This is a genomic window from Pseudomonas serbica (genome assembly GCF_028823535.1).
Classification (GTDB): domain Bacteria; phylum Pseudomonadota; class Gammaproteobacteria; order Pseudomonadales; family Pseudomonadaceae; genus Aquipseudomonas; species Aquipseudomonas serbica.
This window is the reverse complement of the sequence record NZ_JAQIYM010000013.1, coordinates 1-24,703: the sequence shown is the minus strand read 5'-3', so window position 1 is coordinate 24,703 and position 24,703 is coordinate 1. Positions and strand designations below refer to the sequence as shown.

General features: G+C 61.0%; 25 protein-coding genes and 2 pseudogenes. 9 read left to right on the top strand and 18 right to left on the bottom strand.

Features of this window, described 5'->3' with window-relative positions; genetic code table 11:
- The first annotated feature begins 123 nt into the window (after window positions 1–123).
- Window positions 124–1,449 carry a sigma-54 interaction domain-containing protein gene (locus NQL71_RS21255; RefSeq protein WP_274643229.1) on the top strand — a complete coding sequence of 442 codons (1,326 nt, stop codon included), beginning with the start codon at window positions 124–126 and terminating at the stop codon, window positions 1,447–1,449.
- Window positions 1,450–1,554: 105 nt separating this feature from the next.
- On the opposite strand, the gene NQL71_RS21250 is transcribed toward NQL71_RS21255, so the two are convergent.
- The 5 genes from NQL71_RS21250 to NQL71_RS21230 all read right to left on the bottom strand — a co-directional run bounded on the left by NQL71_RS21250 (window position 1,555) and on the right by NQL71_RS21230 (window position 6,373).
- Complete coding sequence (locus NQL71_RS21250; protein ID WP_046815234.1) at window positions 1,555–2,256, bottom strand: VIT1/CCC1 transporter family protein; 702 nt, start codon at window positions 2,254–2,256, stop codon at window positions 1,555–1,557.
- A 69-nt stretch (window positions 2,257–2,325) separates the two neighbouring features.
- Window positions 2,326–3,291: an FAD:protein FMN transferase gene (locus tag NQL71_RS21245; protein ID WP_274643300.1), complete on the bottom strand. Its 966-nt coding sequence runs from the start codon at window positions 3,289–3,291 to the stop codon at window positions 2,326–2,328.
- Window positions 3,281–5,461, bottom strand: coding sequence for a PepSY domain-containing protein (locus NQL71_RS21240; protein WP_274643228.1), 2,181 nt, complete (start codon window positions 5,459–5,461; stop codon window positions 3,281–3,283). The genes NQL71_RS21245 and NQL71_RS21240 overlap by 11 nt, the downstream gene beginning before the upstream one ends.
- Window positions 5,462–5,486: 25 nt before the next feature.
- A complete protein-coding gene (locus NQL71_RS21235; protein ID WP_046815237.1) occupies window positions 5,487–5,957 on the bottom strand; it encodes a DUF2271 domain-containing protein in 471 nt (156 codons plus the stop codon).
- Between the two features lie 92 nt (window positions 5,958–6,049).
- Entirely contained in the window at window positions 6,050–6,373 is a 324-nt protein-coding gene (locus tag NQL71_RS21230; RefSeq protein WP_046815238.1) for a PepSY domain-containing protein, read from the bottom strand.
- A 132-nt stretch (window positions 6,374–6,505) separates the two neighbouring features.
- On the opposite strand from NQL71_RS21230, the gene NQL71_RS21225 reads away from it, so the two are divergent.
- The 4 genes and pseudogenes from NQL71_RS21225 to NQL71_RS21210 all read left to right on the top strand — a co-directional run.
- A complete protein-coding gene (locus NQL71_RS21225) occupies window positions 6,506–7,165 on the top strand; it encodes a response regulator transcription factor (protein WP_033060168.1) in 660 nt (219 codons plus the stop codon).
- Window positions 7,162–8,496: a sensor histidine kinase gene (locus NQL71_RS21220; protein ID WP_274643227.1), complete on the top strand. Its 1,335-nt coding sequence runs from the start codon at window positions 7,162–7,164 to the stop codon at window positions 8,494–8,496. The genes NQL71_RS21225 and NQL71_RS21220 overlap by 4 nt, the downstream gene beginning before the upstream one ends.
- A 290-nt stretch (window positions 8,497–8,786) precedes the next feature.
- A pseudogene (locus tag NQL71_RS21215) lies at window positions 8,787–9,038 on the top strand (solute carrier family 23 protein); the annotation flags it as partial.
- Window positions 9,039–9,143: 105 nt separating this feature from the next.
- Window positions 9,144–9,404 (top strand): annotated as a pseudogene (locus tag NQL71_RS21210) (nucleoside deaminase); the annotation flags it as partial.
- A 48-nt stretch (window positions 9,405–9,452) separates the two neighbouring features.
- On the opposite strand, the gene NQL71_RS21205 reads toward NQL71_RS21210, so the two are convergent.
- Window positions 9,453–9,698, bottom strand: coding sequence for a hypothetical protein (locus NQL71_RS21205; RefSeq protein ID WP_274643225.1), 246 nt, complete (start codon window positions 9,696–9,698; stop codon window positions 9,453–9,455).
- Window positions 9,699–9,892: 194 nt separating this feature from the next.
- Between NQL71_RS21205 and NQL71_RS21200 the strand changes: the two genes are divergently transcribed.
- Complete coding sequence (locus NQL71_RS21200; protein ID WP_248686951.1) at window positions 9,893–10,444, top strand: chalcone isomerase family protein; 552 nt, start codon at window positions 9,893–9,895, stop codon at window positions 10,442–10,444.
- A gap of 10 nt (window positions 10,445–10,454) precedes the next feature.
- On the top strand, window positions 10,455–10,991 hold the full coding sequence (locus NQL71_RS21195; protein ID WP_274643224.1) for a DUF3833 domain-containing protein: 537 nt from the start codon (window positions 10,455–10,457) through the stop codon (window positions 10,989–10,991).
- A gap of 16 nt (window positions 10,992–11,007) precedes the next feature.
- Here the strand turns inward: NQL71_RS21195 and NQL71_RS21190 are convergent, their stop codons facing one another.
- The 7 genes from NQL71_RS21190 to NQL71_RS21160 all read right to left on the bottom strand — a co-directional run bounded on the left by NQL71_RS21190 (window position 11,008) and on the right by NQL71_RS21160 (window position 16,537).
- Window positions 11,008–11,499 (bottom strand): DUF2878 domain-containing protein, encoded by a 492-nt coding sequence (locus tag NQL71_RS21190; RefSeq protein WP_274643223.1) that lies wholly within the window; start codon window positions 11,497–11,499, stop codon window positions 11,008–11,010.
- Window position 11,500: 1 nt separating this feature from the next.
- A complete protein-coding gene (locus tag NQL71_RS21185) occupies window positions 11,501–12,760 on the bottom strand; it encodes an SAM-dependent methyltransferase (RefSeq protein WP_077182692.1) in 1,260 nt (419 codons plus the stop codon).
- On the bottom strand, window positions 12,735–13,547 hold the full coding sequence (locus tag NQL71_RS21180; RefSeq protein ID WP_077182693.1) for a DUF1365 domain-containing protein: 813 nt from the start codon (window positions 13,545–13,547) through the stop codon (window positions 12,735–12,737). The genes NQL71_RS21185 and NQL71_RS21180 overlap by 26 nt, the downstream gene beginning before the upstream one ends.
- A complete protein-coding gene (locus NQL71_RS21175; RefSeq protein ID WP_274643222.1) occupies window positions 13,544–14,791 on the bottom strand; it encodes an NAD(P)/FAD-dependent oxidoreductase in 1,248 nt (415 codons plus the stop codon). The genes NQL71_RS21180 and NQL71_RS21175 overlap by 4 nt, the downstream gene beginning before the upstream one ends.
- Before the next feature lie 6 nt (window positions 14,792–14,797).
- Window positions 14,798–15,547 (bottom strand): SDR family NAD(P)-dependent oxidoreductase, encoded by a 750-nt coding sequence (locus NQL71_RS21170; protein WP_274643221.1) that lies wholly within the window; start codon window positions 15,545–15,547, stop codon window positions 14,798–14,800.
- Window positions 15,544–15,966: a nuclear transport factor 2 family protein gene (locus tag NQL71_RS21165; RefSeq protein WP_046815249.1), complete on the bottom strand. Its 423-nt coding sequence runs from the start codon at window positions 15,964–15,966 to the stop codon at window positions 15,544–15,546. Before NQL71_RS21165 ends, NQL71_RS21170 begins: the two co-directional genes overlap by 4 nt.
- 124 nt (window positions 15,967–16,090) lie before the next feature.
- A complete protein-coding gene (locus NQL71_RS21160) occupies window positions 16,091–16,537 on the bottom strand; it encodes a PAS sensor domain-containing protein (RefSeq protein ID WP_046815250.1) in 447 nt (148 codons plus the stop codon).
- Window positions 16,538–16,709: 172 nt separating this feature from the next.
- On the opposite strand from NQL71_RS21160, the gene NQL71_RS21155 reads away from it, so the two are divergent.
- Window positions 16,710–17,615, top strand: coding sequence for a MerR family transcriptional regulator (locus NQL71_RS21155; RefSeq protein WP_410454519.1), 906 nt, complete (start codon window positions 16,710–16,712; stop codon window positions 17,613–17,615).
- A 291-nt stretch (window positions 17,616–17,906) separates the two neighbouring features.
- On the opposite strand, the gene NQL71_RS21150 is transcribed toward NQL71_RS21155, so the two are convergent.
- Complete coding sequence (locus NQL71_RS21150; protein WP_274643220.1) at window positions 17,907–19,109, bottom strand: cation:proton antiporter; 1,203 nt, start codon at window positions 19,107–19,109, stop codon at window positions 17,907–17,909.
- Window positions 19,110–19,403: 294 nt separating this feature from the next.
- On the opposite strand from NQL71_RS21150, the gene NQL71_RS21145 reads away from it, so the two are divergent.
- Window positions 19,404–20,102: a potassium channel family protein gene (locus NQL71_RS21145; protein ID WP_077182697.1), complete on the top strand. Its 699-nt coding sequence runs from the start codon at window positions 19,404–19,406 to the stop codon at window positions 20,100–20,102.
- A 28-nt stretch (window positions 20,103–20,130) separates the two neighbouring features.
- Here NQL71_RS21145 and NQL71_RS21140 read toward each other — a convergent pair whose 3' ends face one another.
- From NQL71_RS21140 to NQL71_RS21125, 4 genes are all read right to left on the bottom strand, one after another.
- A complete protein-coding gene (locus NQL71_RS21140) occupies window positions 20,131–20,751 on the bottom strand; it encodes a TetR/AcrR family transcriptional regulator (RefSeq protein ID WP_046815254.1) in 621 nt (206 codons plus the stop codon).
- An 80-nt stretch (window positions 20,752–20,831) separates the two neighbouring features.
- Window positions 20,832–22,253 carry a purine-cytosine permease family protein gene (locus NQL71_RS21135; protein ID WP_046815255.1) on the bottom strand — a complete coding sequence of 474 codons (1,422 nt, stop codon included), beginning with the start codon at window positions 22,251–22,253 and terminating at the stop codon, window positions 20,832–20,834.
- A gap of 93 nt (window positions 22,254–22,346) precedes the next feature.
- Entirely contained in the window at window positions 22,347–23,489 is a 1,143-nt protein-coding gene (locus tag NQL71_RS21130; RefSeq protein WP_046815256.1) for an acyl-CoA dehydrogenase family protein, read from the bottom strand.
- Window positions 23,479–24,645 (bottom strand): CaiB/BaiF CoA transferase family protein, encoded by a 1,167-nt coding sequence (locus tag NQL71_RS21125; RefSeq protein ID WP_166618842.1) that lies wholly within the window; start codon window positions 24,643–24,645, stop codon window positions 23,479–23,481. The genes NQL71_RS21130 and NQL71_RS21125 overlap by 11 nt, the downstream gene beginning before the upstream one ends.
- Between the last annotated feature and the right edge of the window lie 58 nt (window positions 24,646–24,703).

Sequence of the window (24,703 nt, the reverse complement as noted above, 5' to 3'; positions counted from 1 at the left end):
TGTATTTAATTTTTTAAAGCGGTTTGATCCTATCTACATTTACCTGGATTTACTGCCATTGGCAGTCTGTGTTGACAGAGGTGGCAGTGCCATTGCAGGATGCTAGGATACTCAGGAGCCACGATGAAGACTGTCCTGCCCATCCCCAGCCATTCGCTCCCGCACTCGGATCAAGTGCAGGCACTTGTCTCGTTTCTTGAGCACGAACCCCAGCCGATGATCGTGCTCGATCCGGACTACAACATCCTGGCTGCCAACACCGCCTATCAACGGCAGTTTGGCAGCGCTGACAAACCCTTTATCGGCCATAAGTGTTATCAAATCTCACACCATTACGACGTTCCGTGTGATCAGGCGGGTGAGAACTGCCCGATGAAAAAGGCGCAGGAGATGCGCGGACCGGATCGTGTTTTGCACATTCACCACACGCCTCGCGGTCCTGAGCATGTCGACGTCGAATTGCGCCCGATTCTGGACGAGCAGGGTGTTATTACTGCCTATGTGGAGCGTCTCACCCTGGTCCGCAGTGCATCAGCTCGACCCAGCAACGAAGGGTTGGTCGGCCGTTCACCCGCCTTTAATCGTGCCCTGTCGGAGTTGCAGCGGGTGGCACCTTCAATGCTGCCGGTGCTGCTGCTAGGCGAGTCCGGCACGGGCAAAGAGCTGTTCGCCCGCGCCGTACATGAAACCAGCGAGCGGGCCACTGGGCCCTTTGTCGTCGTCGATTGCTCTGGATTGACCGAAACGTTATTTGAGAGCGAACTGTTCGGCCATGAAAAAGGAGCATTCACCGGTGCCACCACGCGCAAGCCTGGTTTGGTCGAAACGGCCCAGGGCGGTACGTTGTTTCTCGATGAGATTGGCGATGTACCCCTGGCAATGCAGGTGAAGCTGTTGCGCCTGATTGAATCGGGTACCTATCGCCGTGTAGGGAGTGTCGAGACGCTTCACGCTAACTTCAGGTTAATTGCTGCGACCCACAAGCCATTGGAAAAAATGATGGTGGAAGGTGAGTTCAGGCAGGACCTGTACTACCGCATCAGCGCCTTTCCAATTCATTTACCCCCCTTGCGCGACCGGGTTGAAGACATTGGGTTGCTGGTCAATTCATTCCTGCAGCGTGCCGCTACCGGCAAGCGCCCGCTGACAATGGAAGCCGAGGCGCTGACGCAATTACAGCGGTATCACTGGCCCGGAAATATTCGTGAACTGCGCAATGTTCTGGAGAGAGCCAGTCTGTTCGCTGACGATGGTGTGATCCGCTCCGTCCATTTGCCACGGGCATCGGTGGTGGCATCGGCTCGGGCCTCTGCTTCAACTGCGTTCGACGGCAGCTCGCTGGCACAGGCACTGGCTACTTTCAAAGGTACCCGCAGTGAGTTGGCCAGGCACATGGGGATTAGCGAACGAACCCTGTACAGACGCCTGAAAGAGCAGGGGCTGGCCTAGTAGCCAGCGCTCGTGCCGCAAGTCTGCCATTGACTGCCAGCGCTGGCAGCGTACGGATCCGTTACCGCATACCGCGCAACACTGCTGTTCTGTAAAAGGCGCCCGCTAGACCACCGCGCCAAACAAGTGCCCTACCAGTGCGGTAATGCCCATGGCCAGCGCCCCCCAGAAGGTCACCCGCCAGGCGCCGGTCATGACGTTGGCCCCGCCAGCCTTGGCGGCGATGGCGCCCAATGTCCCGAGAAACACCAATGACATGCCCGATACCCAGGGCACCACGCCGTGCTCCGGCGCGACAAACGTCACCCCCAGCGGCAACGCGGCACCCACCACGAAACTGGCGGCGGAGGCCAAGGCGGCCTGCAAGGGTTTGGCGGTGAGGGTGGCGCTGATACCCAACTCGTCCCGGGCGTGGGAGCCCAGTGCGTCATGGGCCATCAATTGATCGGCCACTTGATGCGCCAGTTCGGGTGATACCCCGCGATGCATGTAGATGTTGGCGAGTTCGATGTGTTCGGCTTTCGGGTCGCTGGCCAGTTCTGCCCGTTCGCGGGACAGATCGGCCCGCTCGGTATCGGCCTGGGAGTGCACGGAAATGTACTCGCCAGCGGCCATGGACATGGCCCCGGCCACCAGCCCCGCCATTCCGGTAACCAGCAATGTGGCATGGCTGGCGTTGGCGGCAGCGACGCCGATCAGCAGGCTGGCGGTAGAGACGATTCCGTCGTTGGCCCCAAGGACGGCGGCGCGTAGCCAGCCGATTCGATCGGTCCGGTGTGCCTCGGTGTGCCTGTGCATGAATTTCATTGTTTAACGCGATTCCCTGTCATTCGGCGGTTCACATCGGACGGGTTCCGAGCGGGCCGGCGATCGGCGTCAGCGGGTTTCAATTTGCGCCTGCAACTGGCCGCCGACAATGGATATTTCTTTGAAGTGTTCACCCTCGCGCAGCACGAACAACGCGTCCATCCCGCGTTCCTGAGCCAGGCGTGGGCCCTCGGTTTCGCCCAGGACCATCAGCGCCGTGGCCCAGGCATCGGCGAGCATGCACGAGGCCGCCACCACGGTGACGGCGGCGAGCGGGTTGCACAACGGCGCGCCGGTGGCCGGGTTCATGGTGTGAGCATAGGACTGACCGGCCACATCGACCCAGTGTCGATAGTCCCCGGAGGTCGCGATAGCGGCATCGCCAAGTTCCATCACGCCCATGACTTCACGCACGCCCCGGTGGGGCTTTTCCAGGGCCACGACCCAACACTGGCCGTCAGGTTTGATGCCCCGGGCGCGCATCTCGCCATCAATACCGACGAGATAGCGGGTGATGCCCCAGCCCTCCAGGCAACGGGCCAGTTCATCCACGCCAAAACCTTTGGCGATGCCACTCAGATCAAGGTTCAACGGCACGCGTTTGCGCACCTGATTGCGTTGCGGCTCAACCACCAATGCGGCGCTGGCTAACGGCCGGGCGCGCGGCGCAGTCGTGCCGATCGCCTGCTCTGTGACCGTCTGCTCCCCGGGGCCGAAGCCCCAGGCGTTCACCAGGTCACCGACAGCGATGTCGAAGGCGCCGCCGGATTGCTGACTGACGCGCAATGCAGCAGACAGCACCGTGGCCAGTTCCTTGGGCACCGAGACCCATTCCTGCTCGGGGGCGGCATTGAGGCGGTTGAGGTCCGAGTCGGGTTTCCAGGTGGACATTTGCTGGTCCACCCGGGCCACGGCGCGGGCCAGGTGCTGGCCAACTTCGTCGATATCGATCCCGGCCCCGGCATAAAACAGGGCGGTGTAGCGGGTGCCCATGGTTTCGCCGTTCAAGCTATAGCGCAGCAGCTCAGTAGACATCTTCACGGTAGCGTCCTTGTGCCTTCAGGGTCAGCACACTCAGGTTGAGAGGCGCCAATACTTCATCAAGGGCCTGCATCACGCCTTTGGCCATTTCGCGACTGCCACACACCAGCACTTGGGCACCTTTTTCAATCAGCCGGCGCAAGGTCAGGGCATCGCTGATCAGCCGGTCTTGCACGTAGCTGCGGTCCTGAACCTGAGAGAAAGCGGCGCACAGTGCCGTGAGGCGGCGGTCCGACAGGTATTGGTTGAGCTCCGGTTCGTAGAGAAAGTCCGAGGCCGGGTTGCGCCCGCCCCAATACAGGTGCATCGGGTGTCGGGCCTTGTTGTTGCGGATAAAACCGGCCAGAGGACCGATGCCGGTACCGGCGCCGATCAGGATCACCGGATGCGTGCCCGATGCCGGACGGAATTGCGGATTGGGCTGGATGAAGGCTTCGATCTGCGCGCCGATGTCCAGGCCATGAAGGAACTGCGAGCACATGCCACCGTTGTGTCTACGCACGCAGATCTCCAGCACGCCGTCCTGGGAACCGCTGGCCAGCGAGTAGAAACGCGGGATCGGACTGCCAGGGGGCAGAATCCCGACCAGATCACCGGCCAGAAAATCCGGCAGCTTGCCGGGTGCCTTGAAGCGCAGAACGTGGGTCGGCGCGTTCACCTGTTCACCGTAGACAATGCGCTCCGTCAGCTCCAACGGATGGGGCTGTGGCCGCTGCGGGGTATGGACCAGTGTCAGGTCATGCTGGAGCACTTCGCCCAACGCGTGGCCCCAGCGCGCAAACTCCTGGGAGGACTGGCGGTTGACGGTTTCCAGCCCCAGCAGTGGCGAGCCACCGGCCTGCAACATCGCGTCCTGCACCTGATGGGCGTACTGGCAGAACTGCGCAAACTGGCGGTCGCCAAAGCCCAGCACAGCAAAGGGCAGGCCGGGCTTGAGGCCGGTTTTGGCCAGCCGCGCCAGGAACTGCGAAGCCGAAGCCGGTGCATCGCCGTCACCATGGGTCGCGGTGAGGATCAACACCCGTTGGGCATTGCGGTAATCGCCCACCCATTCATTCATCGCCGCGCTATGCACCTGGTGGCCATTCTGGTGCAAGGCGTCGTGCAAGGTTTTGGCAAAGCCCCAGGTGCTGTTGTTTTCACTGCCCACCAGAATCACGCTGTCGGCGCAGTGGGCAGGGCTGTTGTGGCGAATGTTCGGGCCAGCCTTGCGGCGGCGCCACCACAACAGGATGCCGGTCACGCTCATCAACGGCACGCAGAGGGCGCAGAGCCCCAGCGGCAGGCCCAGCCACCAGAGGCCTTCGCCGGTGTGCAGCTGATAGATCAATTCGTAGAGGTTGTGCATCGAGTCGTGGGCTTGATAGGACAGCAAAGCGCCGCTGGCCTGATCCACGTAGCCGGCGCCCTGGGCCGTGCGCAGGGAAAACACATCGCGTGGGTTGCCGGGGCTTGGGTAGACCAGCTCGCGCAGGTCGTTCAGGTCGGTGGCCTGCAAGGCTTGCAGCTTCGCCACCGGCAAGGCCGGGCCGGTGCTGGCGTGGGCGGGGAAGGCGGGTTCACTTTGACTGCCGTCGGCGATAAAACCAAAAGTGGTGGCGGACATGTAGAGCCCGCTCAATGCCGACAGCAGCAGCCCGAGCAAGGCCGTTCGCCCGATTTCAGCATGCCAGCGCTGGCTGAAAGTGCCCCGCAGCGGCCGCAGCAGGTTGCGCCAGCCACCCAGGCGGCGGGCCAGCAATAGCGCGCCGGACACCGACAGCATCAGCATGAACAGCGCGCCGACACCCGACACCCCATGGCCCGGCGTGCCAAGGAACAGCGAGCGGTGCAGGTCTTTCACCCAGCGGGAGAACTCGGATGGCTCATAAGGGGCGAGACCTTGGCCGGTCAGTGGGTCAACCTTTTCCGCCCCGGCCTGGCCGTGCTGGTTGTAGTAGACGATCACCGTCCCGGACGCTGTGCGCTGGATCTGCTCCACGCCCGGAAAGTGGCTGGCAACGCGCCCGGCCAGTTGGCCGACGTTGACTTGTCCGGCAGAAGTGGACGTGCTGTGCAGGCGTTCCAACACCGGGTCGACAGACAGGATCGCGCCGCTGATGGCCAACAGCATGACCAACAGGGCGGCGATCAGGCCAGGAAGGGAATGGAACTGACGAAGCATGTTCAGCCTCCAGAAATAGCAGGTGCTACAAGTCGTAAGTAAAGGACTCGACGTAGGTGCTGCCTGTCGCCGGCTTGCCTGCACCCTTGGACGTCAGGGGCACGCTGACATCGGCGCGGGCGTCACGTTTGTCCTCGACGGCGCTGTCGATGCGGATCTGATACCCGGCATCAATCAGGGTGTCTGCCAGTTCGACGCTGACTTTGAGTGTGCGCCCACTGCCGACACTGGCGCCGCTGACCCCGTCAAACTCGCTCGGGTTCATCCCGCTGCCACGGGCCCAGTCGCCCAGGTGCTTGTAGTACTTGGCTTTCTTGCCGGCCACCCAAAGGGTTTTCTGGTATTGGCCATTGGCGTCGGTGACGTAGATCGCCAGGTAGGCGTCATTGCCGCTGTAGTCCTTGAGCTGTGTGGTCAAGGTCACTTCACGGGCCTGGGCCAACCCCGGCAGGGCAATGGCGCCGACGAGGCAGGTGGCTGCGATGATCTTTTTCATGAGGGTGTCCTTTTGATCGTTAGGTCGAGAGCCTGGACCTGCTTGCTGACAGCAACCTGAAGCACAGGAAAAACTCATCGACAGGTGAGGCGTCATTCGGCGAGCGGGCTGCCGAGGTAATCCCTGGCATCGCCGTCATCGCGGAAATGGATCTCGAGTGTGTGCAGGCGCAGCGATGCCGGTGAGTAGCTGGCTTCGATGGCATTGCCTTTGCGGTCCAGGCCCTTGAGCTCGTAACAACCGTCGTCGACCTTGATGCGCTGCACGCTCCAGCCGTACTGCCGCTCGACCTGCTGACGCAAGGTTTCGCGCGGTTGCCAGTCGCTCACCGGGTCGCTGCAGTCGTCATCGGCCAGGGCGTAACCGCTGAGCAGCAGGCTCAACAGCGTGGCATTGGCAATAAAACCTGATTTCATGATCTGTCTCCTGCCGCGGTCGGCGTCTGTGGCATACCCTAAGGTGCATTCCTGACAACCAGCTGAATCTTCAGATTCACGTCAGGCAGGGCGATTAAGGTGCTGCACGACAACCATCACAGGAGGTGCCAGATGCGGGTCTTATTGGTCGAGGACGCTCCAGGTTTGGGGGAGGCGGTGCGCGAGCAGATTGCCGATGACGGTCACGCCGTCGATTGGGTGCAGCGCCTGGACCACGCGCGCAACAGCGTGCGCACCACGCCTTACGACCTGATCCTGCTGGACCTGATGCTCCCGGACGGTCGCGGGCTGGACTTTTTGCGCCAGCAACGCTCGGCAGGGGACGTGACCCCGGTGATTATCCTGACCGCCCAGGATCAGATTTCCGATCGTATCGCTGGCCTCAACGCGGGCGCCGACGACTACCTGGTCAAACCGTTCGACCTGTTTGAACTCTCGGCCCGTGTGGCGGCGGTGGCTCGGCGTTATAGCGGCAACCCCAATCCGCAGATCAAACTCGGTGATTTGCAGGTCGACATGAGTGCCCGTACGGTGCAGCGAGGCGGTGCGACGGTGGACCTCACGGCGCGGGAATGGGCGCTGTTCGAGGCGTTTGTGCAGCGCCCCAGCGCGCTGCTGTCCAAGTCGCAGCTAGAAGAACGGCTGTATGCCTTCGGCGCCGAAATCGAGAGCAATACCATCGAGGTCTACATCAGCCGTCTGCGTAAAAAACTCGGGCGCGACCTGATTGAAACCGTGCGGGGCATGGGCTATCGGTTGATGTCAGCATGAAGCCGTCTTCAAGCCTGCAAACACGTCTCGGTCTAGGGTTGACGCTTGGTATGACGTTACTCTGGCTGGGGGCGACAGTCGGCGCCTGGCTGGTGGTGCAACATGAATTGAACGAGGCATTCGACAGCGCGTTGGAGGAGACTGCACAACGCATCCTGCCCTTGGCCGTGCTGGAAATCAGCAACCGGGAAGAACCACGGACGGCGCAACACGTCGCGACCCTGAAAATGCACAACGAATACCTGACCTACCTGGTGCGCGATGCCAAGGGCAAGATTCTGATGCAATCTCACGACGCCAACCCGCAGATCTTCAATCGACAACCGACTGAAGGTTTTTCCACCTCTGAAAAGTACCGCTTGTATGGCGCCAGTGCATTGCGCCAGACGCTGTTCATCGAGATAGCCGAACCGCTTGGTCATCGTCGAGAAGCAGCGCGGGAGGCCTTGTTTGCCTTGTTGTTGCCTCTATTGGTGTTGATTCCTGTCAGCCTGTTGGGCACCTGGTTATTTGTGCGTTTCAGCCTGCGCAGCGTGTTGGCTTACCGTCGTGCTATTGAAGCGCGCGGTGCGGGTGATCTGTCGCCAATCAAGGTGGTGCGCCTGCCGGCGGAAATCGATCCGTTGGCTGAGGCGGTCAACCACCTGCTGGAGCGCTTACGCAACGCCCTTGAGGCCGAGCGCAGTTTTACCGCCAACAGTGCCCATGAACTGCGCACACCATTGGCCTCGACCCTGGCGCAGATCCAGCGGTTACACCACGAAGCCCCCGAAGGCCCGTTGCGAGTGCGTGCGCAGAAGATCGAGAACGCGTTGCGCGAGCTTTCACGGCTTTCAGAAAAACTCATGCAGCTGGCCAAAGCTGAAGGCGGCGGCTTGTTGTCCGAAACGCCACAAGACCTGATTCCGTTGCTTGCCCACGGAGTGGACGAGTGGAACCAACGTAGCGGGCAGCGCATTGAGTTGCACCTGCCAAGCCAGGCCGGCGTGTACTCGACCATTGACCCGGACGCCTTCGGCATCCTGTTGCGCAACCTGATTGAGAATGCGCTGAAGTATGGTGCATCGGATCAACCGATCGAAGTCAGTCTCACTGAACAGGCAGAGCTACGGGTTGTCAACAGCGGCCCGGCGGTGCCACAGTCGAAATTACAGCACCTGACTGAGCGTTTTGTACGCGGTCACAGTGAGATCAGTGGTTCAGGACTGGGCTTGGCGATTGCCAAAACCATAGTGCAGGGGGTAGACGCCAGAATGAAATTGTTCTCCCCGGCAACAGGCCGGCAAGATGGGTTCGAAGTCTGCGTCTGGTTACCGCTTGCCCCATCATAAAAGACTGAGGGGCTCGCCAACGTGCTTGTATCGATGTGAATCTGCCCTATGCAGTGCCGACGAATCTCGCGTAAAAAAAATCCCTGGAGACATCTCTGTTCCCGGGATTTTTCGTTATTGCAGCCAGGTTAGTACGAACCGGTTTTTTGTTTCTATTCTGATAACAACAGCCGACCCTGAAAGCACTGACAGTGATGTGCGAATGCGTTCGCTGACGTTCAGTCCCTCAACTCTGCCAATACTGCATTAACCATGTTGTTATACGTAACCGGTGAATCGATCACCCGGGCATGACCCTGGCGATGCTGGTGATCATGGCCGAGACCACGGGCAACTGCCTGGCCATCGGCAAATTGACCGGCAAGCCGACCACCCCGCAAACCCTCGGCAATGCGTTCCGCGCTGATGGCCTGTCGACCATGCTCGGTGGCTTGTTCAACCGTTTCCCTTACAACGCCTTCACGCAGAACACCGGTTTGATTGCGCTCTCCAACGTCAAGAGCCGCTTCGTCGTGGCCGCTGCCGGGGCAACCATTCTGCTCAACGTGTTGCTCAACAATGAAAAAAAATCGACCGACAGCGTCGACGTCTCTGCGGCTGAATGGGTCGATTGATCTTTTGTTTTTCCACTGCCAAGGAGTTACCCCATGAATCAACTCACCCAGCTTATTCCGGCCGGCGTCAGCGATCTGGATCTGGCGTTGCTGCAGGCATCAAAAGAGCGTGGCCGTCATCCGTTCGCGGCGTGGGTGGCGGACCGCAATGGCTAGGTGATTGTCGAAGCGGGCAACAATTCGATGCCGCCGCAGGGCGACCCCACGCTGTACACCAGTGCCGAACCCTGCTGCTTGTGTGCCGGCGCGGTGTATTGGACCGGGATCGGGCGGGTGGTTTATGCCTTGTCGGAGCCACCGCGAGAGGAAGCTAGGGCGTAAAGCCCTAGCAAACAGCAGATGTCACTTTTTCTTTTTCGCCGGCTTTTCTGCCTTGTCTGATTTCTTGGCCTTTTCTGGCTTGCTATCAGCTCGTTTTGCAGCTTTTTTGGGTTCGGTATCTTTTTTCTTGTCTTTCTTTTCGGCCGCTTTCGAAAGAGCCGACGCCGCTGATTTCTTCGTCGTTGAAGACTTTTTGTCTTTCAAATCCTTGCTGGCTTTGGAGGACTCGCCTTTGCTTTTTTTCTCGTCTTTAGCCACGTTGACCACCTCTCGGAGTATGCCGGTATTGGCACATGGCCTATGGGATTATCCACAAGCTGATCATTAGGCGAGCGCGTTCAATAGCCGTTCAATCTTTTTGAGGGTGAAAAAGTTGTACATAGTTTCTGCTTGATGGGCAAAAACTATACATTGAGCTATTCTTGTACAGTATTTTCAAATAAGCCGAGGCGTTGAAAATCGTGGCTGATTCCAGGCGCTTTCACGTACATCGTCTGTCCAGAAGCTGGCTGTTAGTGCTGGTACTGGCCGTACCAGCCTGGGCGGACTGGCATCCCGGGTTGCCCAATGGGCGTCTGGTGGGCAGCGGCGACTTTACCTGGTTCGGTGTGAGTCTATACACCGCGCGGTTGTGGAGCCCCGGGTTGCCGCTGACCTGGGATCAGCCCTTTGCACTCGAACTGACGTATCACCGTGTCTTTTCCAGGGACACGCTGGTGGAGGCCAGCCTCAAGGAAATGCGTCGCATGGCCGAGGCGCGTCCAGATGAGTCCACCCTCCAGCGCTGGTCCGGTGAAATGCGTGGCGCCTTCGTCGATGTGCGGCCCGGAATGCGCATCACCGGGCTCTATCATCCCGGCAAAGGCTGCACGTTCTTCGTCGACGGCCAACTGCGCCGGCGGGTAGAGGACCCTGCATTCGCCCGAGCCTTCTTCGACATCTGGCTGGGTCCGCGCACGCGGGACAAGCTGTTGCGTCAACAACTGTTGGGGATGTCCGCGCCGGCTGACTGAGGAGGTTGAGATGCGTCAAGTAGTGGTACTGCTCGTTAGCCTGTTGCTGGTCAGCTGCAACAATGTTGGCGTGGAGCACTACGCGCAGGAGCGACCGACCCTGGATCTGGTGGCGTTTTTCTCACGGCCGGTACAGGCCTGGGGGCTGTTCCAGAATCGCTCGGGCGAGGTGGTCAAGCGATTCCATGTCCAGATCGAAAGCCGCGTCGAGGGACAGCAGCTGATTCTTGACGAGCGTTTTCTCTACAGCGATGGCACGCGTCAACGCCGCGTCTGGACGCTGCAACCAGCTGGCGACGGGCGTTGGCGTGGTCGTGCGGATGACGTTGTAGGAGAGGCCAGCGGCGAGATCGCTGGCAATGCGCTGCGCTGGCGCTATCGCCTTGACCTGCCGGTTGACGGCCGGCATTGGGAAGTGGATCTGGACGACTGGATGTACCTGATGGACGAAGACACGATGATCAACCGCTCGAGTATGAGCAAGCTAGGTGTCGAGTTGGGACAAGTGATTCTGTTCTTCCGCCGCGAGCCGAAGGCGCTGCCGTGATCTTCGGTATACAGATTCAGGAGCGGGGCGCAGCCATTCGCAGGATGAGCGGCATCCAGACCGCCCACAGTGGCGCGAGCAGCAGGGCCGTGCCAAGGGTGCCCCAAGGCAGGCCGACCCCGGCCAGCGGTGCGCCGGCGATGTAAGCCAACGGTCCGCCGCACAGCCCTAGCAACGCCCCGTACCACACAGGACGTCGAGCCCAGGCCAGGCTGTGGCGAAGCCCGCTGGCCAGCACCAGCCACAGCACGGCCAGCCACAAGGGTAGGGGGCGCTGGGCAAAATCGAAAACGCCCAGGGCTCCCAGGCTGGCATCCAGTGAACAGCCAGCCAACCCCACGCAGGCCAGAGTGATCGCTTCGTCGCCCGGCCGTGGGCAAGCAGCCACATGCACCAACAAGCCTGCCACCACCGCCAGTAGCAGCCAGGGATGCCGCTCACTCAGCACGCAAGCCCACCAGGCGGCCTGCATCCACAGCGCGTTGCCGATCAACCAGGCCCGGCTCAAGTCAGGCACCCGGTAGCGATGCGCGGCGTGCGGCCGGGGCTGCCCAGAGCAGTTGCGCGACGCCGATGGCACGCTCCTCGAAACCGCCCTGGCAGTAACACAGGTAGAACTCCCAGAGGCGCTGGAAGGTGTCGTCATAGCCCAGCTCGACCAGGGCGCTGCGCGACTGACGCAAGTTGTCACGCCAGTGCTGCAGGGTCCGCGCATAGTCCAGGCCGAAGTCCTCCATGTGCACCAGGTTCAACGCGGTATGCCGACTGGCGGTCTGCAGCATGACGTTCAAGGAGGGCAGGGCACCGCCGGGAAAGATGTGGCGCTGGATGAAATCCACCGACCGCTGGGCCTGTTCATAGCGCTGGTCGCGGATGGTGATGGCCTGCAGCAGCATCAAGCCGTCATCCTTGAGCAGTGACGCGCAGCGGCGGAAGTAAACCGGCAGATAACGGTGCCCGACCGCCTCGATCATCTCGATCGAGACCAGCTTGTCGAAGCGTCCGCCCAGGTCGCGGTAGTCCTCGCGCAGGACGGTAATGCGCTCTTGCAGGCCAAGATCGCGGACGCGCTGCAGGGTATGGGCGTACTGCGCCTCGGACAACGTGGTGGTGGTCACCCGGCAACCGTGGCGCGTGGCGGCATGGATCGCCAGGCTTCCCCAGCCGGTACCGATCTCGAGCAGATGATCGTCGGGGCGCAGCGCGAGTTTTTCGCAGATTCGCTCAAGCTTGTTCAGTTGGCCTTGCTCCAGGCTCTGCTCCTGACTGTCGAACATGGCTGCCGAGTACATCATGGTCGGGTCCAGCAGCCGCTCGAACAAGGCATTGCCCAGATCGTAATGGGCGAGAATGTTGCGCCGCGCGCCGCGCCTGTTGTTGCGATTGAGCCAATGCAGCAGGCGCAGGACCGGACGGCCCAGGCGCGCCAACCCGCCTTCAAGGGCGTCGAGCACCTCCAGGTTGGCGACGAAGAGGCGGGTGACCGCGGCCAGGTCCGGGGTACGCCAGTAACCGTGGATGTACGCTTCGCCGGCCCCGATCGAGCCGTTTGTAGCCACCATGCCCCAGGCGGCCTCGTCGAAGATCTCGACCTCGGCGTGCAGGGCGCTGCCGACATCGCCAAACAGCCACTCCTGGCCCTGGCAGATCAGGCGCAGACGGCCTTGGCGCAGGTTGCGAAGCTGAGTGAGCACGGCGCTTCTGGCCAGGCCGCCGAATAACGGCGCCAGGCTAAAGGATTTGCTAACGCTCAGGGTTGGATCGGACATGCTCGGGCTCCTCGTGGACGTGATGGCCAAGGTCTTGGTTGCTCTGACTGGACGTGTGGGCGTAGAGCGGGGTGCGCTTGAGCAGCAGGCGCATGGCTTGCCAGTAAATGGCGCCGAGGGTGCGCAGGCTCATCCAGGGGAAGGCCAGTACGTGGCGGCGCAGTGCGGCGGCATCCAGCGGCTGCCGGCGCAGGGCCAGGTCGGCCTCGAAGACTTTTTGCCCTTCGCGGCGGTTTTCCATGTGGATGCGCACGTGCGCGCCATCGCTGTGGAAGCGCATGTGGTACTGCATGTCCATCGGCATGAACGGCGAGACATGGAATGCCTTGGTGACCGAAAAGTGCCAGGGTTGACCGGGCAGCACAGGCAACACGTAGTGGAAGCGCTCACGCCAGGGCGTGTTACGCACCTCCAGTACAATCGCCGCCAGGAGGTCATCGCTGTCGTGGCAAAAATAGAAGCTGACCGGATTGAACGAGATTCCCCAGCTGCGCGGCTGGGTCAGCAAATGAATGGCGCCGCACGGCGCCTGGCCCAGGGCCTTGGCCACCACTTCGCGCACCGCGTCCTTCAAGGGCATGCCGCGACGCGTCCAGGCTGGCAGGTAATCGGTTTCTCGCCAGCACAACGGCGCCAGGCGAGAAGCACCGAGCAGCGGGGACAGGCCCAGCAGCAGGTCCTGTTCGTCCAGGTCCAGGTAAAGCATGGCGCTGCGATAGCGGAATCCATGGAACCGCGGTGCCAAACGCCGGTGGCTGACCCAACCGTAGCAAAGGCTGCTGTTCACAGGCGCTCCCCGAACCTTTGGGCGACGTCCAGTGCGCTGACCACGCCATCCTCATGGAAGCCATTTGCCCAGTAGGCACCGCAGAAGTAGCTGTGCCGGTTTCCCTGAAGCTCCCCCTGGCGCGCCTGTGCCGCCATGGCGGCAAGGCTGTATTGTGGATGCGCATAATTGAAGCGTGCCAGCACCTGCGACGGGTCCACGCAATTGGCCTGATTGAGGCTTATGCAGAAGGTTACCGGGGCGTCGAGGCCTTGCAGAATGTTCATGTTGTAGGTCACGGCCGCCGGGGCATCGGCCGGTCCGCCGAGGCGATAGTTCCAACTGGCCCAGGCCTTGCGTCGGTTGGGCAGCAGGCGGGTGTCGGTGTGCAGCAAAACTTCGTTGGCGGCATAGACGAGGGCGCCCAGCACCTCGTGCTCAGTGGTTGTCGGTTGCTCAAGCAGCGCCAAGGCCTGGTCGCTATGGCAGGCGAACACCACCTTGTCGAAGCGCTCCTGGCCCGCGGCGCTGGTGATCACCACGCCGGTGTCGTCCCGGCGCACGCTCATCACCGGGCAATTGAGCCGAACGCGCTCGCTGAAGGTCTTGCACAACGGCTCCACATAGCTGCGCGAGCCACCCTCGATCACTCGCCATTGTGGCCGCTGGCTGATCGAGAGCAGGCCATGGTTACGAAAGAAGCGGACGAAGAAGTGCAGCGGGAAGTGCAGCATGTCGGCCCTTGAGACCGACCAGATGGCCGAGCCCATGGGCACGATGTAGTGATGGATGAAACGCTCCCCGTAGCCTCGCGTGTGCAGGTAATCACCCAGACTCATGCCGGGCTCGATGCGCTGGCCGTCAAGGTCGGCCACCGCCTGGCGGTTGAAGCGCAGGATATCGCGCAACATTCCCCAGAAGCCCGGCGACAGCAGATTGCCGCGCTGGGCGAAGAGGGTGTCGAGGTTATTGCCGTTGTATTCCAGGCCGCTGCGCGGATCGTTGACGGAAAAGCTCATCTCGGTGGGGCGCGAGACGACGCCCAGGCGATCCAGCAAGCGAATGAAGTTGGGGTAGGTCCAGTCGTTGAAGACGATGAAACCTGTGTCCACGGCATAACGCTGGCCGTGCCATTCGATGTCGACCGTATGGGTGTGACCGCCGATCCAGTCCGCCGCTTCGAACACGGTGACCTCATTGCGACGTGACAGCAGATAGGCACAGGTCAGCCCAGAGATCCCGCTGCCGATGATGGCGATACGCATATGACGCTATTCCTTTTCGTTTCGCGCCAGTCGACGGCCCAGGGCCAGGCGCCAACGCGCTGGCAGGGCGCCAAGCAAGCGCAGGACAAGAATGAAGAAGCGTGGAAAGTTGATCTCCAGCGGTCGTCGCGTCAGGCGCGCGACGACATGCCGCGCGGCGCGGTCGGCCGTCCAGAGTTGTGGCATGGCAAAGCCGTTGCGCCGGGTCAGGGGGGTGTCGATGAACCCCGGGCTGACCAGCGTTACATCGATGCCTTCGGCGTATAGATCCAGGCGCAGGGATTCAACGAGATAACGCAGGGCCGCCTTGGACGCGCCATAGGCGCCAGCCCGCGGCAGCGCCAGCCAGGTCACCGAGCTGCCGATCACGACCAGGTGGGGTCGTTGCCCGCGGCGCAGCAGTGGCAGGGCCGCCTGCAGGCAATAACTGACCCCCAGCAGGTTAGTGCGCATCACACGCTCGACGGTCTCGGCCTCGAACCTGCCCGGCACCAGGTATTCGCAGGTGCCGGCGTTCAGGATCACCAGGTCCAGTGCGCCCCACGCATGCTCGATGTTCTCGCTGATCGCCGCGACCTGCCGTGGGTCAGTGACATCGCCGGTAGCGAGCAGGGCCTCAGGGTAGCGCAGCACCAGCGGCATCAGAGCTTCGGCCCGCCGTCCACCCAAGGCCACCGAATGGCCTTGCTCCAGCAGTTGTTCCGCCAGGGCGGCACCGAGGCCGCTAGAGGCCCCTGTCAGCCAGCAGCGGCTCATGCGAGCCTTCCCTTGATCCAGCCGATCACGCCGCCGACAACCGGTACGTGCTCGTAGAGCAGGGCGCCGGCATCGAAGTAGTCGTGGTGCAGGTAGACATGAGTCGCCCAGCGCAGGTGGCTGCAGCCTTGCAGGCTGATCGGCTGTCCACGGGAAAGGCGCGGATGACGGAAATGCAGGGTCCAGCGCAGATAACCGTGGCCGGGGGCGGTTTCATCCACGTCAAGGAAGTCGTAGCGGATATCCTGGACGTTGGTGTACAGCTTTTCAAAGTAGCTACGCAGTGCCGGCAAGCCATCCCGCTGATGCAAGGGATCACGAAATTGAACGTCGTTGCTGTAGAGCTCGCCCAGTCGATCCAGGGAGTCGAGGTTCAGCGTTGCGAACGTTTCAGCGAAATGGCGGAGATATGCAGACATGGCAGGCTCCAGGCAAAATTGTACAATTCGAAAAAACTGTACAGGTTTATCTGAAGCCTACGGGGAAAATTGTACAAGTCAATATTCTTGTACACTTTTTCTATCGGTTTAGCGCTATTCGTCGTTAGCCATCGAGCCTTGCCAGCTGGCGGCGCAGCTCGGCCACCTCGGTCTCAAGTGACTCGATTCTTTCCAGGGCGGCCATCTTGTCGCTGACGTCGTGCTGTATGCCGATGTAGTAGGTCAGCTGGTCGGCATCGTTGTACACGGGAGTGATCGACAACTCGTTCCAGAACGGGCTGCCATCCTTGCGATAGTTGCGCAGCACCTGGCGGCAAGGCTGGCCCAGGCGGATGGCCTCGCGGATGGCCTCGAGGCTGGCCTGGTCATGATCGTCTCCCTGCAGGAACCGGCAATCCTGGTAGAGAATTTCGTCGGCACTGTAGCCGGTCAGGCGCTCGAAGGCAGGGTTGACATAGATGAGGATGCTGTCATTGCCTTCCTGCTCGGCCACGACGATGCCGTCATTGGAGGCTTCGACCATCAGTTGCAGGAGTTTGGCGTCAATCATGGTCCGGTCTCGCGGTGGTTCGTGGGTGTGCCCCACAGCGTAGTCGTCAGCGGCAGCCATGCCTAGATGGCAGGGCAGGGAGCCAGCATCGATTGCTGCTGGTTAAAAAGGGTCATGGCTGGTTTAGAATGCCGACACACTCAGGACGCAACGACCTTCAATGACCGAACCCATCGAATCTGCCTCCGACGACGTCTTGCTCCCCATGCGGGAAGTCGCCAGCCTGACCGGCGTCAACCCGATCACCCTGCGGGCGTGGGAGCGCCGCCACGGGCTGATCCGACCCGTGCGCACGGTGGGAGGGCATCGCCTGTATTCGCAACAGGACATCGAACATATCCGTAGCATCATGCTCTGGACCAGCCGTGGCCTGCCGATCAGCAAGATAGGCGCTTTGCTCGCCCGCCAGCAGGACACGCCCGGTATCGCTGCATCAGGTTCGACCGAAGCGCCCCTGGTCCAGTGGCAAGAGGCGGTTCATCGTGCCACGCAGGCGTTTGATGGCGCGGAGCTGGAGCGCCTTCACGGGCAGCTGTTCACGATCTACCCGAAGGCTACGGTGTTGGAGGCTATTGTGCTGCCGGTGTGGCGCAGCCTGGCATCCGGCAACGCTTTCGGCCGACGCAGCCAGTGGTTGTACCTGGACGCCTTCTTGCGTGCGCGGATGTTACTGCGACTGCAGATGAACCCGGGCAATGGTGCTTGCGTACTGCTGGCAGACGGCTCGGGCCATGCCCACGAACTGGAGTTGCTGTGCGCCGGTTTGTTGATGAGCAATGACCAGCTGCGCATCGAGGTGCTGGGCACGGGCCAGCCCTTGGAAGAACTGCCGTTGCTGTGTAAAGCGATACAACCCGCCGCGCTGGTGCTGTGGGTCCAGGCGCCACTGCAGGCAGATGCGCTCAAGCGACTGCGTGCCCTGCAAATGGGCGTTACGTGCCCGGTGGCGTTGGCCGGCGACGCCGCTGCCGCTTCGTCGGCAGGGTTGCGTGGTTCTTCCATTGCCATTTTGGGCAATGACCACGCAAGTATCCTGCCCAGACTGGAAGCCCTGGTAAGGGGCACACTGCAAATTTGAGGCCAGTCGTTTTCCGTTAAGGAGGCTTGTCTGAAACTGCATTGCAAACCTCGGCCAGTTCCTGCCAAGGGTTGGATAGAGCGCCTGACTTGGAACACTGGGGAATGTGAGGGAATTTGAGTTCTCTGTCTGACTCGGACTGCTCTGCCCTGCAGTTCCTGCAGACGATCCTCGTTTGCGAAAGAATCCAGTTTCCGTGCCATGCAACGAGTTTCTCGGAAGGTGTCATGGCCATAAAACCTCTACAAGTTCTGTACAGATTTTACTGCGCTGTAGAGGTTTTATCTATCTTCAATTGGCTTTGTCCGCTGTTCGACGGGCCAGCCGTGAGACCCATGGATTGGCACTCAAGCCATGTAACAACACGCTGAGCAAAACGGTGCAGACGGCGGCAGCGACCAGAGTGCGACTGGCCTGGAGAGGGTAGTCCAATATCATCACTGCGAAGACGATGCTCGCCAGGCCGCGCGGGCCGAACCAGCCGATGAACAGGCGGGTTTCAAAATCGAAACGGGTCCCCGCCAGGCTAATGAGCACAGGCAGAATGCGAATCACCGTCAGGCTGAGCACGGCATAAAGCCAGATGTCCAGGGTGATACTGCTCCAGGCCCTGGGGATCACCAGGGCACCGAATACGACCCAGGTAACGACCGATAGCAGGCTGGCGAACTCTTCGCTAGCCTTGAGCAGCTGATGTTTTTGTTCGGTAAACAGATAACTGGCGAGCAAACCACCGACGAATGCGGCGATAAACCCGCTTCCACCCATTGCTTGCGCTGTGGCAAAACAAAGAATCGCCAACCCGGGCAGTGTCAGTTGTGACCACATGGGAGCTTGCCAGGCGTGTTTTGCCGAGTAGCGCTGCAACAGCCATGCAACCAGCGTAAGCGCGACACCGACGACTGCACCGATGCCCAGCTCCTCGATCACCAACTCCACTGCCAGCGAGAGGGGAGACTGTGTCTGCTCTTCGACCAGCAGGGCCAGGAACATCAGCAGCACCGGAACGCAGATACCATCATTCAACCCGCTTTCGACGTTCAATCCTTCACGTACGGATGCGGCTACCTTGGGATTGCTCACCACGGCCTTGCCCAACGCAGCATCGGTGGGCGCCAGGAGGGTCGCCAGTATTGCCAGTTCCACCGGGGGTACCTGTGGCAACAGCCAGAGGCCGACCAGCCACCCACTGAGCATGGTCAGGGGAAGCCCTATCATCAACAAGCGCACCGGCAATCCTTCGTGCGCTCTTAGAACCTTGAGGTCGGCGTTGGCCGCATCGCTGAAGAGAACAATCGCCAATGTCAATTCTGCCAGGATCCTGAGACCGTCCTTGTCAATCCGGGGTTGCAGAATGCCCAGTAACGCCGGGCCGAGAATCAGGCCGGCAAGCATGAACATCAGGGGGCCATTGAGCAGGCGAGATTCCATGCGTCCGGCAAAAATGCTGTAGGTCAGGAGGAAAGCGGCAAGCAGGGCTAGGTTCTGGTACATAGATGACCTGCTTGTCCAGGTTGATGCTACGGCAATGGAGTCATTGCCAACTGGCACAATGCTCGAAACACAGAAAAGTCAGGTCATTGGTGCTGTACATCTGTTGAATACCGTACTTCTCTTCACGTTGTTACCAAATTGTAGACTTGGTCCCTGGGCAGGAAGATTTTTATTCGGTTTCCCTGTCTTGGGCCTGCCGTGCAGCGTTGACACATGACCTTGAAACGCTAAAAGGCAGACTCGACCACCGACTGGAAAATACGCTTTGGGCCGTTACTTCCCTGGGAAACCGGTATGAAAAATCCGCAAGATAAAGCCGAATCCGAAGCGGATCTGGCCCAGCTGGTAATCGGGCATGGGCCCTGCACTTATCTGATGTTGCTGTTATTGGGATTGATTCTGCTGTTTCCCTTTCTTGAGGAAGGCATCCTGGCGCGCACGCTACTCGGCATCGTGTTTTCAATCGTGCTGTTCGTGGGCGCTTTCGCCGCCAGGCAGACTCGGCGAGGGGTCATCATCAAGCTGGGCTTGGCGTTGCTTGGGGTGGGCCTTCTATGGGCAGCGTTGTGGACTGAAAGTATCAGGATTCTCAATCTGGCCGGGATCGTTTACACGGCATCTCTTACCGTCTCGTTTAGCGGAGTGCTTCGCTACGTTCTCAAGCGCGGGCCGATAACTGCCGACAAGCTGCATGGCGCGCTTGCCGGTTACATCATGCTGGCTTTCGTCTGGTCCTTCGTCTATGCCCTGGTCGAGATACAGAGCGCGGGCTCATTCGGTCCTGGTCGCCTCGACTTCCTACAGCCCGGTAGCTTCTTCAAACTGATGTATTTCAGCTTCACGACACTCACCACCACCGGTTACGGCGATGTTCTCCCATTGACCAACCACGCCCGTTCGCTTGTGATGGTCGAAGAGTTTTCCGGGGTTTTTTACGTTGGCGTTGTGATTGCGCGGCTTGCCGGTCTTTATCCGTCCTATCAGGCGAAGTGACTGTCGGTTTGCCCGAGTCGGGTGAGATTCAAAACCTCGCCTCTCGAGCATTTTCCCTGCCGCTGGCGATAATGCGCATGACGCAACCCGTGAGCAGTTCTGTCAGGTGCTGCTGCGTAATCTCCACTTCGTTCCACTGCAATTGGCCATAGAGCATGCCCATCACTGCATGAGTGATCAGCCAGGTCTGGGGATCTGGCTTGCCCGTCAGATGGTATTGCTCGGTGATGATTTCGTTCAGCAGCGCGCTGTGCGCACGCTTCAACTTGTCGGCGTGGAGCCTGTGTTCCTCGTCGAGGTTAACGAACTCGCGGGTCACCAGTATCAATCGGTACTTCTCGTGCAAGGTAAAGCTGACGAAGGCCTGGACAAAACGACGTACCCGTTCGGCAGGGGTCCTGGCACCCTTCATGCGGCGCTTGGTCGTGACCAGCAGGTCTGACAAGGCGGACTCGATGAGCTCGAACAACAAACACTGTTTATTTTCGATGTGGTGGTAAAGCGACCCGGCTTGCAAACCTACGTGACCTGCCAGATCACGCAGGCCAATGGCCTGGAAGCCGCGTGTTGCGAAGAGCTCGACTGCAGCGTGAACGAGCCGGTCGCGAGCGTTGAGTGGCGATATGACGGATGCATTGACGGCAAGCATGGCGGTCCCCTCAAGGAAAAAATCGATCGATCGGTTTCGTGTACAGGGCGGCCCGGGCGAGCAGCCCTGTCTTGAGTGGATCAAAGGGTCTCTTGCGGAAGAATCAGTCGCGAAGGAATGCGTTGCCGCGAACCTCGCGCCACCCAGTAATAAACGACGGCGGGAACGGTCAGGCCGATCAGCCATGAGATATCGGTGCCACCCAGGGTTTCGACCAAGGGACCGGTGTAGAAACTGGTGGCAATGAACGGCATCTGAATCAGCACCCCAAGGGTGTAGACCGCAATACCAGGCAGGTTCCAGCGCCCATAGCGGCCATCTGGATCCGACAGGGCGGGTATGTCGTAGCGCTCCTTGGTCACCAGATAGAAGTCCACCAGGTTGATGGCGCTCCAGGGGGTGAAAAACGCCAGCAGGAACAGGATGAAGGCGGAGAAGTCATGCAGGAACGAGTGCCGCCCCATCAATGCCAGTGCCGTCGCCAGTCCGACCATGATCAGGATGTAGACCGAGCGCAGGGTCCTGGAGATTTCCTGATTGCCGCGAAAGCCGCTGACGATCGTTGCCAGGGACATGAAGCTGCCGTAGGCGTTGAGGGTGGTGATGGTGACCTTGCCGAACACGATGCTGAAGAACAGCAGCGACGCGACAAACCCGCTCGCACCCAGGCCCACGATGTAGGACACCTCATGGCCGGCGAACTGATCGCCCGCCAGTGCCGCGACGAACACGCCGAAGATCATCGAGATCTGTGTGCCAATCACTGATCCCAGGCCAACGGCGAGAAAGGTTTTCATGGCTGACGTGGTGCGCGGCAGGTAGCGCGAATAGTCTGCGACGTAGGGGCCGAAGGCGATTTGCCAGGAGGCTGACAGCGAGATGGCCAACAGGAAACTGCTCAGGGAAAAATGCCGGTTGGCCAACAGTTCGCCGATGTCATGGGCCGACAGCAACCGATAGAACAGGTAGAAGAACGACACCACGCCAATCAGGCTCGACAAGCGCCCGATCAAGTGGATGGTCCGATAACCGAGCACGGTCAACACCACGATCATCGCCGCGAATATCAGGATGCCGCTGGCATCGCTGACGTTCATCAGTTGGCTGATGGCCTGGCCGGCGAGCACCGAGCCGCTGGCGGAAAACCCCACGTACATCAGGCAGGCCAGCACGATGGGGATGACGGCGCCATAGACGCCGAACTGCACGCGACTGGAGATCATCTGGGGCAGGCCCAGTTGCGGGCCCTGGGCCGCATGCAGGGCCATGATCGCGCCGCCCAGCAGTTGCCCGACCAGCAGGCCGATCAACGACCAGAACACGTCGCCACCGAGCACCACGGCCAGGGCCCCGGTGACGATCGCGGTGACTTGCAGGTTGGCGCCAAACCATAGCGTGAACTGACTGAGCAGCCGGCCGTGACGCTCTGATTCGGGGATGTAATCGATGGATCGCCGTTCTATATACGTCTTGCGCTGCGCACTTTCTTTGGAGGCGGACATGGCGGTTCCTCTCGGGTGTCGTGGGATACGACAGCCTTCTCGGGTTGGGATATCAAGGGCGGGGCCTGGGATCAGGCCCCGGTTCTCGCTCTGTTAACGCTGGGCGTCGAGCACGCTTCGCGAAATGATGATTTTCTGCACTTCCGAGGTGCCCTCGAAAATCCGCAGGATGCGTGCGTCGCGAACGTAGCGCTCCAGCGGCAGGTCGCGAATGTAGCCATAGCCACCGTGCAACTGCAGCGCGGCATCGGTGACGAAGCCGGCGCATTCGGCGGCAAACAGCTTGGCGGTGGCCGATTCCAGGCTGAAGCGTTCACCGCTGTCGCGGCGCGCGGCGGCTTTCCAGGTGAGCATGCGTGCGGCTTCCAGCTGCGTGTGCATATCGGCCAGGCGCCATTGCGTGCCTTGATAGGCCGCCAGCGGCTTGGGCCCGATCTGCCGTTCGCGGACCCAGCCAAGGCTTGCCTGCAATGCCGCATTGGCAACCCCCAGGGACATCGCCGCCACTTCGACACGACCGCGATCGAGCACCGCCATGGCCGTGTTGAAGCCGGCGCCTTCGCTGCCGAGCAGTGCCGAGGCGGGCAGCCAGCAGTCCAGGGACAGCTCATAGATCGTACTGCCGCGCAGGCCCATGGTTTTTTCCGGGCTGGAAAAACTGATGCCCTCGGTGCCTTGGGGGATCATGAAAGCGCTGATGCCCTTGTGGCCGGCCTCGGCGTCGGTCTTGGCATAGAGCACGATGAATCCGGCTTCGCGGGCGTTGGTGATGTAGTGCTTGCTGCCGCGAATTCTCCAGCCACCGTCTTGCGGTTGCGCCCGGCAGCGCATGTCGGCGGGGTTGGAGCCCGCTGCCGGTTCGGTCAGGGCGAACGCGCCGAGCAACTCGCCGCTGGCGGCGCGCGGCAGCCATTCCTGCTTTTGCGCTTCGGTGCCGCCGATCAGAATCGAGTCGGTCGCGAGGAAGTGCGCGGTCAAGGCTGACGCAGTGGAGGCGCAAGCACCTGCTACCGCTTCAACCACTCGGCTCATGGCCAGGCTGCCAATCCCCAGGCCGCCATATTCCTCAGGCAAGTTGATGCCCATGCCACCCAACGCTGCCAAGGCTTGCAGGCTTTCGGCACAGAAGGTTTCGGTTTCGTCGTAATGCTGGGCGCGGGGCTGGATCACCTCGCGGGCCAGTTTTTCGGCGGATTCGATAACGGCCAGTTCGACCTGATCCAGTTCAAAGTTCATGGCAAAGCTCCTGTTTGTTCATGCCGAAGGCCGCGTTGTCGGCGCCCAGGCGTGGGGCGAGGGTGACGGCGTGAGGTTTGTGGCCATTGAAGAAAACCGGTTGCGGCACCAGGGGTTGTGCTGCGCCCTCGGGCCGGATCAGCAGTTGACGCACGTGCGCCTGTTCACTGTCGGCGGCCTGGGCGAGGTTCCACACCGGGGAGGACGGCACGCCGGCATCGAGCAGAATGTCGCAGGCCTGCTCGACGCTCAGTTGGCGCGTCCAGTGTTCGATCTGCGCGCGCAACGCCGGCTCGTTCAACGTCCGTTGCGGGTCCTCGGCGAAGCGTGGGTCGGTGGCCAGTCCAGGCTTGCCCATGCACTCGCACAGGCGCTGGAACAGCTTGTCGCTCGCCACTGCGATGACCACCTGGCCGTCGGCCGCGGTGTAGGTGTCGAAGGGGGTCGAGACCGGATGGCGGTTGCCGACAAGGCCAGGGGCAACGCCGTGGGCGAAGAGACTGGACAGCCCGGTCATTTGCAGGCTGAACAACACATCGAACATGGCGACGTCGATGAATTGCGCGCCCGGGGCGTGCCGCTCGCGGGCGAACAGCGCAGAGCTGATCGCCCAGGCGGCATAGACACCGGCACACAGGTCGCCGATGGACTCGCCGCTGCGCGTCGGCCCTGTCTCGGTAAAACCGGTGACACTCATCAGCCCGGACATCGCTTGCGCGACAATGTCATAGGCGGGCCTGGTGGACAGGGGGCCGTGCTGGCCAAAGCCGGAAATGCTCGCGTAGATCAGCTTGGGGTTGTATTGCTTGAGGGTATCGAAGTCGATGCCCAGGCGACGGGTCACGCCGGGGCGGAAGTTCTCCACGACGACGTCGGCGTCACGCACCAACTCATACAGGCGGGCCAGGTCCGGGGCCGACTTGAAGTCCATTTCGACACTGCGCTTGCCGCGATTGATCAGGCCGAAATAAACGCTTTCGCCATCCTTGAACGGGCCCAGGTGGCGGCTGTCATCACCGTGCCCCGGCACTTCGAACTTGATGACGTCGGCGCCGAGGTCCGCCAGCATGGCGGTGCAGTGGGGGCCGGCCAGTACGCGGCTCAGGTCCAGTACGCGAACGCCCTGTAGTTGTTGGGTAAACGGGGTGCTGCTCATGGCAGTTTCCTCGGGAAAGGGGCTGGATAGTCATTGCGGGTTGTGCACCCCTGTAGGC